This is a genomic window from Nocardia sp. NBC_01503, assembly GCF_036327755.1.
Classification (GTDB): Bacteria; Actinomycetota; Actinomycetes; order Mycobacteriales; family Mycobacteriaceae; genus Nocardia.
Map to the genome: position 1 here is coordinate 5,270,245 of NZ_CP109596.1, position 12,831 is coordinate 5,283,075.

Sequence of the window (12,831 nt, forward strand, 5' to 3'; positions counted from 1 at the left end):
GCTCAGCCCGGCAGCTGGAATCGGGCGTCGTGCAACGCTTTCCAGGCGCGACCGGATTTGCGCGGCACCTGCTGCTCCAGATAGCGGCGCAGCCGGGCCAGATCCTCCGGATCATCCTTGGCGGCGGTACCGGCCAGGCAGTGCACGATATCCGCGCCGTCGCCGGGTTCGCCGCGCAGATACCAGCCGCGCAGACCGACCGCGTGCGCCACCGAGACCGCCTCGGCGGTACTCATGACCGAGGACATGCGATCCAGTGGCGTCCCGGAATCGGTCGCCCCGGTGCGTAGTTCCCGGAAGGCGGTGACCAGCACTTCGAGGACGTCGCGCGGCGGGGCCTGCGGTACACCGGACTTGCGCAGCAGCGCTTCGGCCTCGGCCTCGACCAATGCCAGCTCGGCGGCGAAATCGGTAATGGGGAAGACGGTTTCGAAATTGAATCGCCGCTTGAGCGCCGCGCTCATATCGTTCACACCGCGATCGCGGGTGTTGGCGGTGGCGATCACATTGAAACCCGCTGTGGCGTACACCATCTCACCGAGTTCGGGCACCGCGAGCACCCGATCCGAGAGCAGCGACAGGATCGAGTCCTGCACCTCGAGCGGGCAGCGGGTGATCTCCTCGAAGCGCACCACCTTGCCGTCCCGCATCCCGCGCATCATGGGCGCGGGCACGATCGAGCGTTCGGACGGCCCCTCCGACACCAGCAGCGCGTAATTCCAGCCGTACCGGATCTGATCCTCGGTGGTGGCCGCCCCGCCCTGAATGGTCAGCGTGGAGTCACCGGAGATGGCCGCCGAAAGCAGCTCCGACAGCAGCGATTTCGCGGTACCGGGCTCGCCGGTGAGCAGCAGTCCGCGCGTGGTGGCCAGGCTCACCAGCGCCCGATCCACCAGTGAGGCATCGCCGACGAACTTATTGGCAATGCCGAGTTCGGGATCGCCGGTAATGAAACGCTTGGCGGCGTCCACGCTCAAAGCCCACCCGGGCGGTTTGGGAGCGGTATCCGCGGCGCGCAATCGCTCCAGATCCGCCGCCCACCGCAGTTCGGCGGGCGGGCGCTGCATATGTTCGGTGCTGGTCACTGTTTCCCCTGGTGCATGGATCAATTGGACCGGCTGTAGCCAGCCGGGCCGACGGGTGTATTCGGCAGTGCTCCCCGATGCGCTCGGGGAGATCGGCGGGACTAGCCCGCGTCGGCGGCTTGTCTCAGCCAGTCCACATCACGCAGGATCTCCGAGACGGTGACCGGATCGAGGTCGGCGAAGGTGAGTCCGCCGCTCTGCCGCCCCGTTCGGTACAGGCGGCCTTCGAAGGTCTGCGCGCCAGCGCCGCGCGGATCCCAGGTCGCTACGCCTTGGGAGGGTATGACCTCGAAGAAATACCCGCCGGGTAGTCGCTTGCGGAAGTCGCCGAGATAGCCGCCGTCGCCCGTTTCGGGTTGATCCCAGCCGCGCGAGACCAGTCCCAGGAATCGAGTGCCGTCGATTTTGGTTCCGTCGCTGGGGATTTCCGTCGCCGCGCGCAATTCGTCCGGCAGGCGGAACGTTTCCCGGGATAGCTGGGGGAAAGGTTGCAGCAGTTCGTAATCGGCGAATACCGCGCCCCAGGACTTGGTTTCGTCCGGGATTTGGAGCGGATGCACCACGCCGAGCACCGCATCCACGGCGAGGGTCACCGTCTCGTCCAGATGATCGGCGAAGGTGCGATCCTCGGCGATACGGAAGGTCGATACCAGCGCCTGGTCCTCGTACACTCCCCACACCACCCGGCGGGTGATATGCCAGCGCAGCGGATGCGCGATGAACAGCTCATTCAGCTCGGTGACGGTGAAGCGCCGCTGCCCGATCATCGCGCGCTCCAGCCGGGCAATCTGGTCCGTCGCCAGCGTGCGGGCATCCTTCTTCATCTTGCGGAAGGTCTTGTGCGCCTGCTCGGCCCGCCCCGGATCATCGTTCGCTCCGGCCTTGGGCAGCGCTTTCACGGTTTTGCCGTCGCCGGTGGTGAGCGTGGGCCGCAACTGCTCGTCGAAGCCGACGATGAATTGGCGTGGGCCGAAGTCCAGTACGGCCGTGCCGTCGGCACGCAGCCCGAGATCCGGGACCAGCCGGTCGGCCAGTTGATCGGAGGTCAGATCCATCCGCTCGGCGATCTCGTCGATCCGCGTGCGCGCGCCCTCGCGGACGCGAGTGGTCTTGACCTTCTCGCTGATCGTCTTCAGCGCCAGCAGCGCGGCATCCGAGCCGATGGTGACGAACGCATCCAGCGCCGGTACCGAACGCGGATCCGAGCGCATCTCCCGCACATTCGAGAGCAGGCGTTCCACCGTGGTGTCAGCACCGAAAACGCCCAACGCCTCATACACCCAGTAGTGCTTGGTGGGCGCGCCCGCCTGCCACCACTGCTGGTAAACCGCCCAGGCGAACTCCGCCAGCGCCACGGCATCGCAGGAACGCTTGACCAGCTCGAGCCCCGCATAGGGCTCACCCGGGGTCGACAGCAGCAGCATGGTAAGCAGATTGTGTACCGCATCGACCGGCAGCACCGCGCATTCGCCCGCTGAAATGGGCGGCAGCACGGGGATATTCACCCAGTCCGGCAGGGCGGGAATCCGGGCGGGCAGCACATCGACCGGATCGGTCGCGAGCACCGCCTCGACACCGGCGGCGACCTTCGCATCGTAGGTCGCCGCGGCGGACCGAATGGCCTCGCCGTGGCCGAGTTCGGCGAGCAGGCGCAGTGTGCGCCCGGCCTCGCGCCTGGCCTTGACGCCCTTGCCCAGGGCATCGGGAATCAGTGTGCGCGCGGCGAATTCGGCATGGCGGCCGAGATAGGCCAGCGCCGGCCCGCGCAGGGTGCGCCGCTGCAGCCACTGCATCGCGAGCATCACCGCGTCCGTGCTCTCGAACGGCGCCAGCGCCTCGCCCGCTTCGCGGGCCGCGCGGCGTGCGATATCCAGCACCAGGGGATAAGCGGCGGTCTCGTGGCGGGCGATCAGGACGCGCAGCGTATCGCCGCTGCTCCACGCATAGGTCAGGCGTGCGGAGGGGAGCAGTGAAAGCAGGTGCTCGGGTTCGGCGGCGAGCAGGTAGGACAGCTCCCACGGGTATATTGCGGCCGTCTTGATCTCCCGGAGCCTCTTCGCGAGGTTCTGGGGCGGGGTGAATTCCTCAGCGGCGAGCCATATTTCGCGCTCACCCGGCTGCCAGGCGCAGCGCAGGGTGGCGGGCGCGGTCAGGCCGCCGATCACCACCGGTGCGGGCCGTTCGCGCTGCCACGGCGGCGTGCGCAGGATCGTCGGTACATCGGCATGCTGATCGTTCGCGGTCGCGGCGGCCACCGATTCCATTTCGGCGGTGACCAATTCGGCGGTCGGCGCGGGCAAGCGTGCCATCAGTTCGGTGGCGACCGCCGGATGCCGGTGCACCAGCTCACGCAGGATATCGGCATTGCGCGCGGTATCGAGCAGTCGCAGGGCGCGGCGCGGAAACCATTCCGCGGCTTGCCGTATCGCGTTGAGCGCGGCGGGCCGATCGGTCCGCGCCGCGAGCGCGGTGAAGGCGGCATCGGTGGGAATCGTGGCAATGGCCTGCGCCACCGGACCCGCGAGCGCGGCGGGAAGATCCGGATGTTCGAGCCAATCCACCAGTACCGGCAGCGCCTCGAAGCCCACACCGTCGACGACGGTCATGGCCGAGCTCGCCGAATCGACCGCCGGTCCGCCCGCCGGGCTCCAGTAGTAGCCGAAGACCGCATTCAGCCGTCGCAGCTGGTCGGGCGTATGCGCCGCATCCACCAGCAGTCGGGCATGAGCGTGCGCGCTGTCTGCCTCTACCGCCTCGTCGATATCGGTCGCCACCCAATCATGCTGCGTTGGAAGCAGATACGAGGTGATGACTCGGGCGTGCGGATTCCGTGCGCGGAATCGCTCCAGCACCGCTACCACGCCATCGACCTCGGCAAGCCCCGCCAACCGCGTCCGCAGCGGTGCCAGCGTGCCGCGCAGGGTCTCGATCTCGCCCTCCGACCACCGGTTCGGCTGCTGCCACAATGGCGCGGTCACCGCCCGCACCAGTGCTTCGACCACGAACTCGATCCCGCGCACCTGGAACCAGTAATCCAGCAGTGCGGTCACATCCTCGGCCGCCACCCGCCGCTCCTTCGGCGTCGGCCGCACCATCCGCTCGACCCGCGCCGCGATCAGCGCGGCGGCTATCTCGGCGGTCAGTTCCCAGGTAGCCGTGGCGAATCCGTCGTGGGAAGTGGAGTCACCGGAATAGGTCTCGAACAGCAGAAACCTGATGTGGGCCGCCGTGGGGTTCCCCGCGAACGCGGGATCACGGGATTCGATGCGGAGCAGGGCCGCTTCATAGAGTTCGATCGTCAAGGCGCTGGCACGGGCCGTCACCGCTTCGGTGTCGATATCCGGGCTGCCGGTGGGCAGCAGCCCACCCCGCCGCAACCGCACCAGCTTGCGCAGCGCCTCGGGCGGATCGAATCGATCCTCCACGGCCGACACCGCACCCGCGGCCATCGCGGCCTCCCCGCCGCCATGACCACCCCACGCCCGCACCATGAATTCCCCATCCCTTCCAGCCGATTCGGTACCGACTGTAGACAACCCCACCGACACTGGTGGCCGGGCTAGCCGGTGAGGTGGACCGGTCGCGGAGGACTACCGAGGCGGTGACGGCACAGCTGCCGTCCAGCGCACGCCCGGTGCTCATGGACGAGGTGTTGGCTGATTCCCGGAGCTACTTCCCGGCGGCGCGCGCCAGTTCCTCCGGGTAACGCTCGCCGGCAATGGCATCGGACGGGGTCGCGGCCTCGACGCGCGCCAAATCCTCGGCGCTGAGCGTGATATCGACCGCGGCGACGTTCTGCTCCAGATAGGTGCGCCGCTTGGTGCCCGGGATCGGCACCACATCGTCACCCTGGTTCAGCACCCAGGCGAGCGCCAATTGTCCTGCGGTGACGCCCTTCTCCTGTGCCAGCTCGCCGATCGCGGCCACGATCGCGAGATTGCTGTCGAGATTGCCGTCCGCGAAGCGGGGGAATCGGCGGCGCATGTCATCGGCGGGCATATCCTTCGTGGACGTGATCGCGCCGGTGAGCAGCCCGCGTCCCAGCGGAGAGAACGGCACGATACCGATGCCGAGTTCGCGTGCGGTGGGCAGGATTTCGGCCTCGATACCGCGGGTCCACAGCGACCACTCACTCTGCAGGGCGGTGATCGGATGCACCGCGTGCGCCCGCCGAATGGTCTCCGCCGAAGCCTCGGAAATCCCGAGGTATCGCACCTTTCCGGCCTGCACCAGCTCGGCCAGCGCACCCCAGGTCTCCTCGACCGGCACATTCGGATCCACCCGATGCTGGTAGTACAGATCGATGTAATCCACCCCCAGCCGAGCCAGCGACTCATCGCAACTCTGCTTCACATAGGCGGCATCCCCCCGCGCGCCCATACTCCCGCCCTCACCCCACACGATTCCGAACTTGGTGGCCAGCACCACCTGATCCCGCCGATCGGCGATAGCCCGCCCGACCAACCGCTCATTGGTCTCGGGCCCATACACATTGGCCGTATCGAGCATGGTCACCCCGAGCTCGAGCGCCCGATGAATCGTCGCGATCGACTCGGCGTCACTGTCACTGTCGTGAACCCCGTACGCATGGCTCATCCCCATGCACCCGAGCCCCTCGGCCCCCACGGTCAGTCCACCGAGCTTCCTGGTCGCGATCATCCTGAACTCCTCCATGTCGAAGTCGGTCTCCGGGCCGAAACCCGCTCACAAACCGAACCTACGACCTGGAGAGCACTCCAAGTCAAGCGCGATCACACCCCCGGTGCGTCGAACCTGCCCTCGGCAACCGCCGCCGCGAAAGCACCCCACTCCCGCTCCTCGAACACCAGCACCGGCCCGCCCGGCCGCTTGCTATCCCGTACTCCGACAGCGCTATCGAGGAATGCCACCTCGACACACTCCTGTCCGCCGGAGCTGTAGCTGGACTTGAACCAGCGCGCGGAGCGCGGCTCAGCGATCATGGTCGAAGACACCCGCTTCAGCGGCGGCTGCGAACGAATCCCATTCCGCCGCAGCAAATATCAGCGCAGGACCTGCGAGGTGCTTGCTGTCGCGGACGGCGACAGCATCGGCCAGGAACGCCACCTCGACGCATTCCTTGCTACCGCCGGAGCGGCTGCTCTTGAACCAATGAGCCTGTGACAGATCGGTATTCACGTCGCATACTCCTTCGCAGCCTGCCGCAGCAGACTCCTCGACTCGGCCTCGTCGAACGCTGCGTTCCGCATTCGGTCGAACGCGGCAGCGTATCGCTCCACGATATGCGTTTTCTCCGAGTACATGTCTCCGGTGAACCCCTCCGCGTACACGACCGTCGGGTCCACTGATTTTCCTTTGCCATCTGAATCGAACCCCAGGATGACGAACGGTCCGGTCTGCTCACCTGTCGGCATTCCCGCGGAGAAGGGCACCACACGAATGGTGATGTTCGGGCGTGCGGTGGAATCGGCCAGGCTGCGGAGCTGAGCTGCCATCACCGTTCGGCTGCCGATCATTCGCCGTACCACGGTCTCGCCGAGTAGCACCTGAAGTGAGGTCGGCTGGGCCGATCGAGTGATCAGCGCCTGCCGTGTCATCCGAACCTTCACGCGAGCGGAGATCTCGGCGTCATTAGCTTCCGGGTAAACGTTCTGGAACAACACCCATGCGTAGTCAAAGGTCTGTAACAGTCCCGGTACCAGGTCCGGTTGGAATGTGGTCAGCCGCCGTGCAGAGGCTTCCAACCCCATGTAGACGCTGAAGTTCTCCGGAATCAGATCGCCGAACTCGTGCCACCACGACTTGACGGCGGCCTGCTGGGCGAGTCCAAGCATTGCGGTCGTCATCGGCTCGTCGAAGCCGTAGATGGTGCATAGCTCGCGTATGTCGACGATCCTTACCCGATCTGATTGCCCTCGCTCGAGTCTGTGCAGTGTGCTCTTGCCCCACTGAAGCAGTGCGGCGGCCTCTACGATCGTCAGCCCCATCGCCTCTCTACCTTCGCGCAGGTATCGGCCAAGCTGACGGCGAGGAAGGGTGCTATCGACAACGTCCGACATGTTCCGTCCTGAACTCGTCGTGTTTCCCGATCTGGGAAACAGTGTGCGGTCAAAACGGGAGCTGTGCATGGGTTTTCATACATTTTCGTGGGGATCTCTTTTCGTCGTTCCTTTGTGGTCTTGACCGGTGTGTGCTGGTGGTGTGCCCGAAGCGCGTATCCGGCACACCGTCAATCCGGACGAGCACCGAAGGTGGTCGAGATGTCTTGGGATGCATGGGCTCTACTCGCGATCCTCACGCTGTGTCTCGGCGTCATCGCATGGTCGTGCTGGGGCTTCTACCGTGACGCGCACCCAGCGGACCGCGTTCTGCGGTTATCCCTGAAGGGCGGCGGATTTCTGTCCATGCCCCGGCGTGCTGGCGCATCGGCCGGTCGCCATCGGGCGCGAAGTCGTCACATGTATTGGCCGACAGTGCATCTCACCAACTACTGAAAGGTAGGAGCATGACCCCCGCCGAGGTCGCGGTCCTGGCAGCACTTCATCCGGACCGCACACTGACCGCCATTCAGATCCAACGGGATTCGGCGCTGACGAGTTGGCACACCCGCAATGCTCTCGCGCGGTTGCAAGCTCGGGGCCTGATCCTGCCCGGTCATATTCGCGGCCGCTGGCGGATTACCGCGCGTGGCCGGATTGCGCTCGGGGTCAAGCGGCGGCGGTTCGGGTGAGGTGGTGGAGATTGGTCGGTGGGCGGATATAGGCCGCCGGATCGAACCCGATTCGGGTTGAATGTCTGGTTGGAGGGGTTGTTTTGTCGGTTCGTCGAATGGTTTTCGCCGGGGTGGTCGGGGCTTCGGTTATCGCGACCGGTGGGTGTGAGGGTTCGGGGGAGTCGGCCGCGCCCGTGTCGACCGTCGCGCCGACGACCACCACGCCGCCGAAGCCGATGACGGAGTATTTGGTGAATGCGGCTGATACGCCGGGGATTACCTACGTGCTGCCGCCGGCCGCCGATGCGGCGGCTCTCGGGACGGTGGGTTTCGGGTCCGGAAAAGACACACCGGAGTGCACGGCGCGCAATACCGCCATCAGTGTGATCAACAGCGATCCGTACGCGAGTGCGCTCGCTCGCATCGAGACGGCCGACGGTAAGCCGCGATACGACGTGCAGGTGTGGTGCGGGCCGAGCAGGGGTGTTTGCGGTATGACCTGCATCGGGTGAGTGGGGATCCGGATCGGTTCGTGTTGCTGGAGGAGTGGGAATCTCGGGATGCGCTTGCGGCGCATGATATTTCGGCGCATATGGTGGCGGCCGATGCGGCGAGTCCGGCGTTTCGAGCCGGACCGGCGCAGGTGGTGGAGTGCGAACCGGAGGCGGTGGGCAATCCCTGAGTGAGCGTCCGAGCGCTTGGGCAGGTGTGGCCCCGGTGCTCAAAGCGTCGATAAGCGGTTGGCATTGCCGGCGTAGGCGTCATCGAACAGCTCCCAGCCGTTGCGGCGGCCGACCGTGCGCGTCTCGGCCATCCAGCCCGCCTCGACAGCCGCGTCGACAAACGCCCGGACCACGCCGGGCATGTTCAAATTCAGCAACCGGTCACCGATCCAGATATCACCGGCAGCGGAAAACCCGCCGTCTGGGACATGGCGGTCACCGTCGGGACGGAAGACCAGTGTCAGTCCTGCCACCGACCCGATTTGCCGCAATCGCAGGACTTCCTCGCAGCCGTCCACATGTTGGTGGTAGGTCGTCCACAGATACTGCACCTCACCCGCCATGAGCACTCGGCGGCGGCGTTCTTTCGTCACCGCGCGATGCTAATGCGGATCCCTGGATCTCGGCTATCGGTTTGTCGAGCGGGCCGATCGCCGTGACATGGTCATGGCTGATGAGAGTTCTCGGACGCTCACTGAGACCGTCTAGGGTGAATCACCCAGTGGGACTAGGGCGAAGTGCCTCTCGGGGGTGATGTGCGGCCGGGCCGCCGCACCTAGCGTTTCGGGGATGAGCTTCGAGGACATCGTCATCCCGGTGTTGAATGCTTCGGATCGGGCGTTGTATGTGCTGCTCGCCGTCGATATCGGGGTATTCCTGTTGAGCCGCAGGCGAACTCGGCATCCGGAGCGGCGTGGCTACGGGTTGAAGGACACCGCCACGAATATGACCCTCAATATCGCCAACGGGTTCATCCTGCGGGTGACCGAGGTGCTCGGCGGCGCGGCGATGGTGATACTCGCCGCCGCCGTCACCCCGCTGCACTGGCAGCCCGGGGGATGGGGTTGGCTGCTGGCGATTCTGCTGGCCGATCTGGCGTACTACTGGGAACATCGCACCGCACACCGGGTTCGGCTGTTCTGGGCAACGCACAGCGTGCACCACTCGAGTGAGCATTTCAATCTCTCGACCGCGAACCGGCTCGGACTCATCGGTGCGATGGATCTGCTCGGCCAACTCTGGTACGTCCCGATGGCGCTGCTCGGAGTGCCGGTGTACTCGATTCTGATCGCCAAGGCGATCACCCTCGTCTACCAGATTCCACTGCATACCGAACGGGTGCACCGACTGTGGGCTCCCATCGAATACCTGTTCAACACCCCGTCCCACCATCGCGTGCATCACGGTGCGAACAATCCCTACCTGGACAAGAACTTCGGCGGGGTATTCATGATCTGGGACCGCATGTTCGGCACCTACGCACCCGAACTCGAACGGGTCGAGTTCGGCCTCACTCGGCAAATCGGCACGCATAATCCGCTCAAGGTGTACACCCACGAAATTCGTTCTCTCATAAGCGATGTGCGCTCCGCCACCAACTGGCGGGACCGCGCGGGATATCTCTTCGGCCCGCCCGGCTGGCAGCCCCGGCCCACCCCGATCAACCTCACCGAGATCGCGCGTCCAACCGGAGACGCGGAGCCGCGAATGACATAGTGGTCCGATGGGCGATAAGGCAACCGTCGCGGAAGCGTTCCTACCCCTACTACACGCCGCGGTGGGGCGCGAGTCGCCGGTGCGATTCGAATTCTGGGACGGCAGCGTGATCGCGCCGGCGGGGGAGTGCGCCGGGGTCATGCGGGTGCGATCCAAGGACGCGCTGCGGCATTTGGTCTGGGCCCCAGGCGAACTCGGGCTGGGACGGGCACTGGTCTCCGGCGAGGTGGACCTCGAGGGTGACATCTTCGTACTGCTGCGCGCACTACAGTCCACCGCACCCCGCGATGCCCGCCTCGGCCTCGATGCGGCTTGGCAGGCACTCGGCGCGGCCCGGCGACTGGGGGCGCTCGGTCGCCGACCGGAAATCCCGCCCGAGGAAGCCCGGCCCGTGCGCGGCGGACTGCACACCAAACGCCGGGACGCCGCCGCCATCAGCCATCACTACGACGTCGGCAACGACTTCTATCGGCTCGTACTCGGCCCCAGCATGACCTACTCCTGCGCCCGCTTCGTCGGACCGGACGACGACGGCCACAGCGCCGCGGACCCGAGCGTCTCACTCGAGGACGCCCAGCGCGCCAAACACGATCTGATCTGCCGCAAACTGGGCTTGGACAACCGCCCCGGTATGCGCCTGCTCGATGTCGGATGTGGTTGGGGCGCAATGGCAATGCATGCCGCCGCGACCTACGACGCCCAGGTCGTCGGCGTCACCATCAGCGGCGCGCAAGCCGAACTGGCCCGTGCGCGCATAGCCGGCGCGGGCCTGTCCGACCGCATCGAGATCCGCCTCCAGGACTACCGCGACCTGCGCGGGGAACAATTCGACGCCATCTCCTCGATCGGAATGTTCGAACACGTGGGAACCGAACGCGCCGCCGAATACTTCACCACCCTGCGCTCCCTGCTGCGCCCAGAAGGCCGCCTGCTCAACCACGCCATCTCCTCATCGGGCGGATCGGTGATCGGCAGCCGCTCCTTCGTCGGCCGTTACGTCTTCCCCGACGGTGAACTCATGGATGTGGGCGAAACCATCCTCGCCATGGAACGCGCGGGCTTCGAGGTCCGCGACGTGGAATCCCTGCGCGAGCACTACGCCCTGACCCTGCGCAATTGGGTAGCCAACCTGGAAAGTGCTTGGCCGCAAGCAGTTTCGCTGTCCAGCGAAGGCCGGGCCCGCGTTTGGCGGCTCTATATGGCAGCCTCCGCCCTCGGCTTCGAAGACGGCGGCCTCGGCCTGCATCAAGTGCTCGCCGTCGTACCGGATCCGAGCGGCCGTACCGGTATGCCCGCGACCCGTCGCGCCTGGAGCTGACCGGATCCGGTCTGCCCGCCCATCCGACCTTCGGATTGACCGGCCGGCACGGGCGTCCCGGCAGCCGCTGGCTCAGCGACGTCCCCCGCCTCGACGGAAATGTCTACGCGGGAACGCATTTCGACTACGCGGGGGTGAGCTGCCTGGGTGGCCAGCCGCGCGGCGGCGGCCTCTCCCGCACCTCGAAGGGGCACACCTTCACCCTGGGCGCGAACGTCCAGATCAGCTGACCGGCTACCGACAGCACTGTGCCCGTACGGAATCCGTACGGGCACAGTGCGTTCGCGGTTGAGTCGAGCTAGCCGACCGTCGCGCCCACACGCAGGGCGTGCGGTTCGATGGCGCCGCGCACGATCGCGCGCTCGTCGATGGTCTCCGCCTTGTAGGGCAGAGTCGACAGGGTGGCGGTCATCTTGGCGACCGGATCCTCGATGGCCTTCGGGGTACCGAAGATGAAGGTCCACTCGTGCTCGTCGCTGACATACGGGACCACGGTTTCGAACAGGTTGTGGAAGCGGGTCCACGAACGCTTGAGGGTTTCATTGCGCCACATGGTCTGACAACCGGCCTGGGCCGCCAGCACACCACCCTCGGACAGAATCGCCTTACAGCGGTTGAGGAAGTCATCCTCGTACAGGCGATTGTGCTGCGCGTCCTCGACCCGCTCATCCGGCAGGTCGATACAGATCATGTCGTAGCGCACGCCCGCGGCCTCCGCCTTGGCCAGGAAATCCCAGCCGTCGGCGTAGTGCATCTTGATCGGGCCGGTCTGCGCGACCGCCTCGGCCAGATCCGCCTCGGAGTAACCGTAGGGGAGGTGCTTGGCGCACAGCTCCACCTCCAGCTGATCGATATCCACGTGATCGACGAGCGAAGCGCCCGCCGCCGCCGACATCTGCGAGGCGACGCCCTCACCGGAACCGATGATCAGCACCTTGTCCAGCTTCTCGGCCAGCGCGTACCCCGGGACCAGCATGGCCTCGTGGTAGGTGAGCTGGGAGAACTCGGTGGACTGGCGATCGTCGTCGGAGAACAGCGACAGCCCCTGCTCGGTCTTGGCGATCACCATGTGCTGGAACGGGGTGTTGGTGTCCACCACGACCTCGGACATGTTCCACACCCGGGTCAGACCGTCGCCGACCGGCTCGTGGATCCGTCGCGAGGCATGCCCGCGCTGGATGACCTCCATATTGACGGTCCCCGGCGCGAGCTCCTGCTGCAGCAGCTCGACGGCCTTGGTGGCGCCGGCGCCGATACTGCCGCAGGTGAATACGTCGACGAAGATGTCTCCGGATTCCGGGTAGGTGTGGATGGAGGCGTGTGACTCGGCCAGTAGAGCCAGGATGGTGACACCCTGCGGCTCGAACTGCTTGCGCACGACATCACAGATGGTCACCCCCGCGGCGACCAACGATTTTCGAAGTGCGGCTTCGAGTCGTTCGAGGTCGTCGCAGAGGGCCGCGTCGACACCACCGAACTCGGCCAGCACATGCCAGCCGGTGAATTCTGCCGTCATGG

The 12,831-nt window shown here is 65.9% G+C and carries 14 protein-coding genes; 6 read left to right on the top strand and 8 right to left on the bottom strand.

Features of this window, described 5'->3' with window-relative positions; genetic code table 11:
* Positions 1-2 precede the first annotated feature (2 nt).
* From OHB26_RS23775 to OHB26_RS23800, 6 genes are all read right to left on the bottom strand, one after another.
* Positions 3-1,067 carry an ATP-binding protein gene (locus OHB26_RS23775; RefSeq protein WP_330185758.1) on the bottom strand — a complete coding sequence of 355 codons (1,065 nt, stop codon included), beginning with the start codon at positions 1,065-1,067 and terminating at the stop codon, positions 3-5.
* Positions 1,068-1,186: 119 nt separating this feature from the next.
* Positions 1,187-4,576, bottom strand: a complete 3,390-nt coding sequence (locus tag OHB26_RS23780; RefSeq protein ID WP_330179477.1) for a DUF4132 domain-containing protein — start codon at positions 4,574-4,576, stop codon at positions 1,187-1,189.
* A 178-nt stretch (positions 4,577-4,754) separates the two neighbouring features.
* A complete protein-coding gene (locus OHB26_RS23785; RefSeq protein ID WP_330179478.1) occupies positions 4,755-5,744 on the bottom strand; it encodes an aldo/keto reductase in 990 nt (329 codons plus the stop codon).
* A 92-nt stretch (positions 5,745-5,836) separates the two neighbouring features.
* Positions 5,837-6,046 carry a DUF397 domain-containing protein gene (locus OHB26_RS23790; protein ID WP_330179479.1) on the bottom strand — a complete coding sequence of 70 codons (210 nt, stop codon included), beginning with the start codon at positions 6,044-6,046 and terminating at the stop codon, positions 5,837-5,839.
* A complete protein-coding gene (locus tag OHB26_RS23795; RefSeq protein WP_330179480.1) occupies positions 6,036-6,242 on the bottom strand; it encodes a DUF397 domain-containing protein in 207 nt (68 codons plus the stop codon). The genes OHB26_RS23790 and OHB26_RS23795 overlap by 11 nt, the downstream gene beginning before the upstream one ends.
* Entirely contained in the window at positions 6,239-7,123 is an 885-nt protein-coding gene (locus OHB26_RS23800; protein ID WP_330179481.1) for a helix-turn-helix domain-containing protein, read from the bottom strand. Before OHB26_RS23800 ends, OHB26_RS23795 begins: the two co-directional genes overlap by 4 nt.
* Positions 7,124-7,569: 446 nt before the next feature.
* Here OHB26_RS23800 and OHB26_RS23805 point away from each other — a divergent pair, with 446 nt between their 5' ends.
* From OHB26_RS23805 to OHB26_RS23815, 3 genes are all read left to right on the top strand, one after another.
* Entirely contained in the window at positions 7,570-7,794 is a 225-nt protein-coding gene (locus tag OHB26_RS23805; protein ID WP_330179482.1) for a hypothetical protein, read from the top strand.
* Between the two features lie 98 nt (positions 7,795-7,892).
* Complete coding sequence (locus OHB26_RS23810) at positions 7,893-8,288, top strand: hypothetical protein (RefSeq protein ID WP_330179483.1); 396 nt, start codon at positions 7,893-7,895, stop codon at positions 8,286-8,288.
* A complete protein-coding gene (locus OHB26_RS23815) occupies positions 8,285-8,458 on the top strand; it encodes a putative quinol monooxygenase (RefSeq protein WP_330179484.1) in 174 nt (57 codons plus the stop codon). The genes OHB26_RS23810 and OHB26_RS23815 overlap by 4 nt, the downstream gene beginning before the upstream one ends.
* Before the next feature lie 39 nt (positions 8,459-8,497).
* Here the strand turns inward: OHB26_RS23815 and OHB26_RS23820 are convergent, their stop codons facing one another.
* Entirely contained in the window at positions 8,498-8,872 is a 375-nt protein-coding gene (locus tag OHB26_RS23820) for a hypothetical protein (protein WP_330179485.1), read from the bottom strand.
* 196 nt (positions 8,873-9,068) lie between these two features.
* Between OHB26_RS23820 and OHB26_RS23825 the strand changes: the two genes are divergently transcribed.
* The 3 genes from OHB26_RS23825 to OHB26_RS23835 are packed head-to-tail and all read left to right on the top strand — an operon-like array spanning position 9,069 to position 11,543.
* Positions 9,069-9,995 (top strand): sterol desaturase family protein, encoded by a 927-nt coding sequence (locus OHB26_RS23825; protein ID WP_330179486.1) that lies wholly within the window; start codon positions 9,069-9,071, stop codon positions 9,993-9,995.
* Positions 9,996-10,002: 7 nt separating this feature from the next.
* On the top strand, positions 10,003-11,313 hold the full coding sequence (locus OHB26_RS23830; protein ID WP_330179487.1) for a cyclopropane-fatty-acyl-phospholipid synthase family protein: 1,311 nt from the start codon (positions 10,003-10,005) through the stop codon (positions 11,311-11,313).
* 35 nt (positions 11,314-11,348) lie between these two features.
* Positions 11,349-11,543 (top strand): hypothetical protein, encoded by a 195-nt coding sequence (locus OHB26_RS23835; RefSeq protein WP_330179488.1) that lies wholly within the window; start codon positions 11,349-11,351, stop codon positions 11,541-11,543.
* 68 nt (positions 11,544-11,611) lie between these two features.
* Here the strand turns inward: OHB26_RS23835 and speD are convergent, their stop codons facing one another.
* Complete coding sequence (speD, locus tag OHB26_RS23840) at positions 11,612-12,829, bottom strand: adenosylmethionine decarboxylase (protein WP_330179489.1); 1,218 nt, start codon at positions 12,827-12,829, stop codon at positions 11,612-11,614.
* Positions 12,830-12,831: the final 2 nt, after the last annotated feature.

Excerpts from the sequence above, each read along its gene's own strand:
- OHB26_RS23790 (WP_330179479.1), bottom strand. The coding sequence starts at position 6,046 with ATGATCGCTGAGCCGCGCTCCGCGCGCTGGTTCAAGTCCAGCTACAGC.
- OHB26_RS23780 (WP_330179477.1), bottom strand. The coding sequence starts at position 4,576 with ATGGTGCGGGCGTGGGGTGGTCATGGCGGCGGGGAGGCCGCGATGGCC.
- OHB26_RS23810 (WP_330179483.1), top strand. The coding sequence starts at position 7,893 with ATGGTTTTCGCCGGGGTGGTCGGGGCTTCGGTTATCGCGACCGGTGGG.
- OHB26_RS23830 (WP_330179487.1), top strand. The coding sequence starts at position 10,003 with ATGGGCGATAAGGCAACCGTCGCGGAAGCGTTCCTACCCCTACTACAC.
- OHB26_RS23785 (WP_330179478.1), bottom strand. The coding sequence starts at position 5,744 with ATGATCGCGACCAGGAAGCTCGGTGGACTGACCGTGGGGGCCGAGGGG.
- OHB26_RS23800 (WP_330179481.1), bottom strand. The coding sequence starts at position 7,123 with ATGTCGGACGTTGTCGATAGCACCCTTCCTCGCCGTCAGCTTGGCCGA.
- OHB26_RS23805 (WP_330179482.1), top strand. The coding sequence starts at position 7,570 with ATGACCCCCGCCGAGGTCGCGGTCCTGGCAGCACTTCATCCGGACCGC.
- speD (WP_330179489.1), bottom strand. The coding sequence starts at position 12,829 with ATGACGGCAGAATTCACCGGCTGGCATGTGCTGGCCGAGTTCGGTGGT.
- OHB26_RS23775 (WP_330185758.1), bottom strand. The coding sequence starts at position 1,067 with ATGCAGCGCCCGCCCGCCGAACTGCGGTGGGCGGCGGATCTGGAGCGA.
- OHB26_RS23825 (WP_330179486.1), top strand. The coding sequence starts at position 9,069 with ATGAGCTTCGAGGACATCGTCATCCCGGTGTTGAATGCTTCGGATCGG.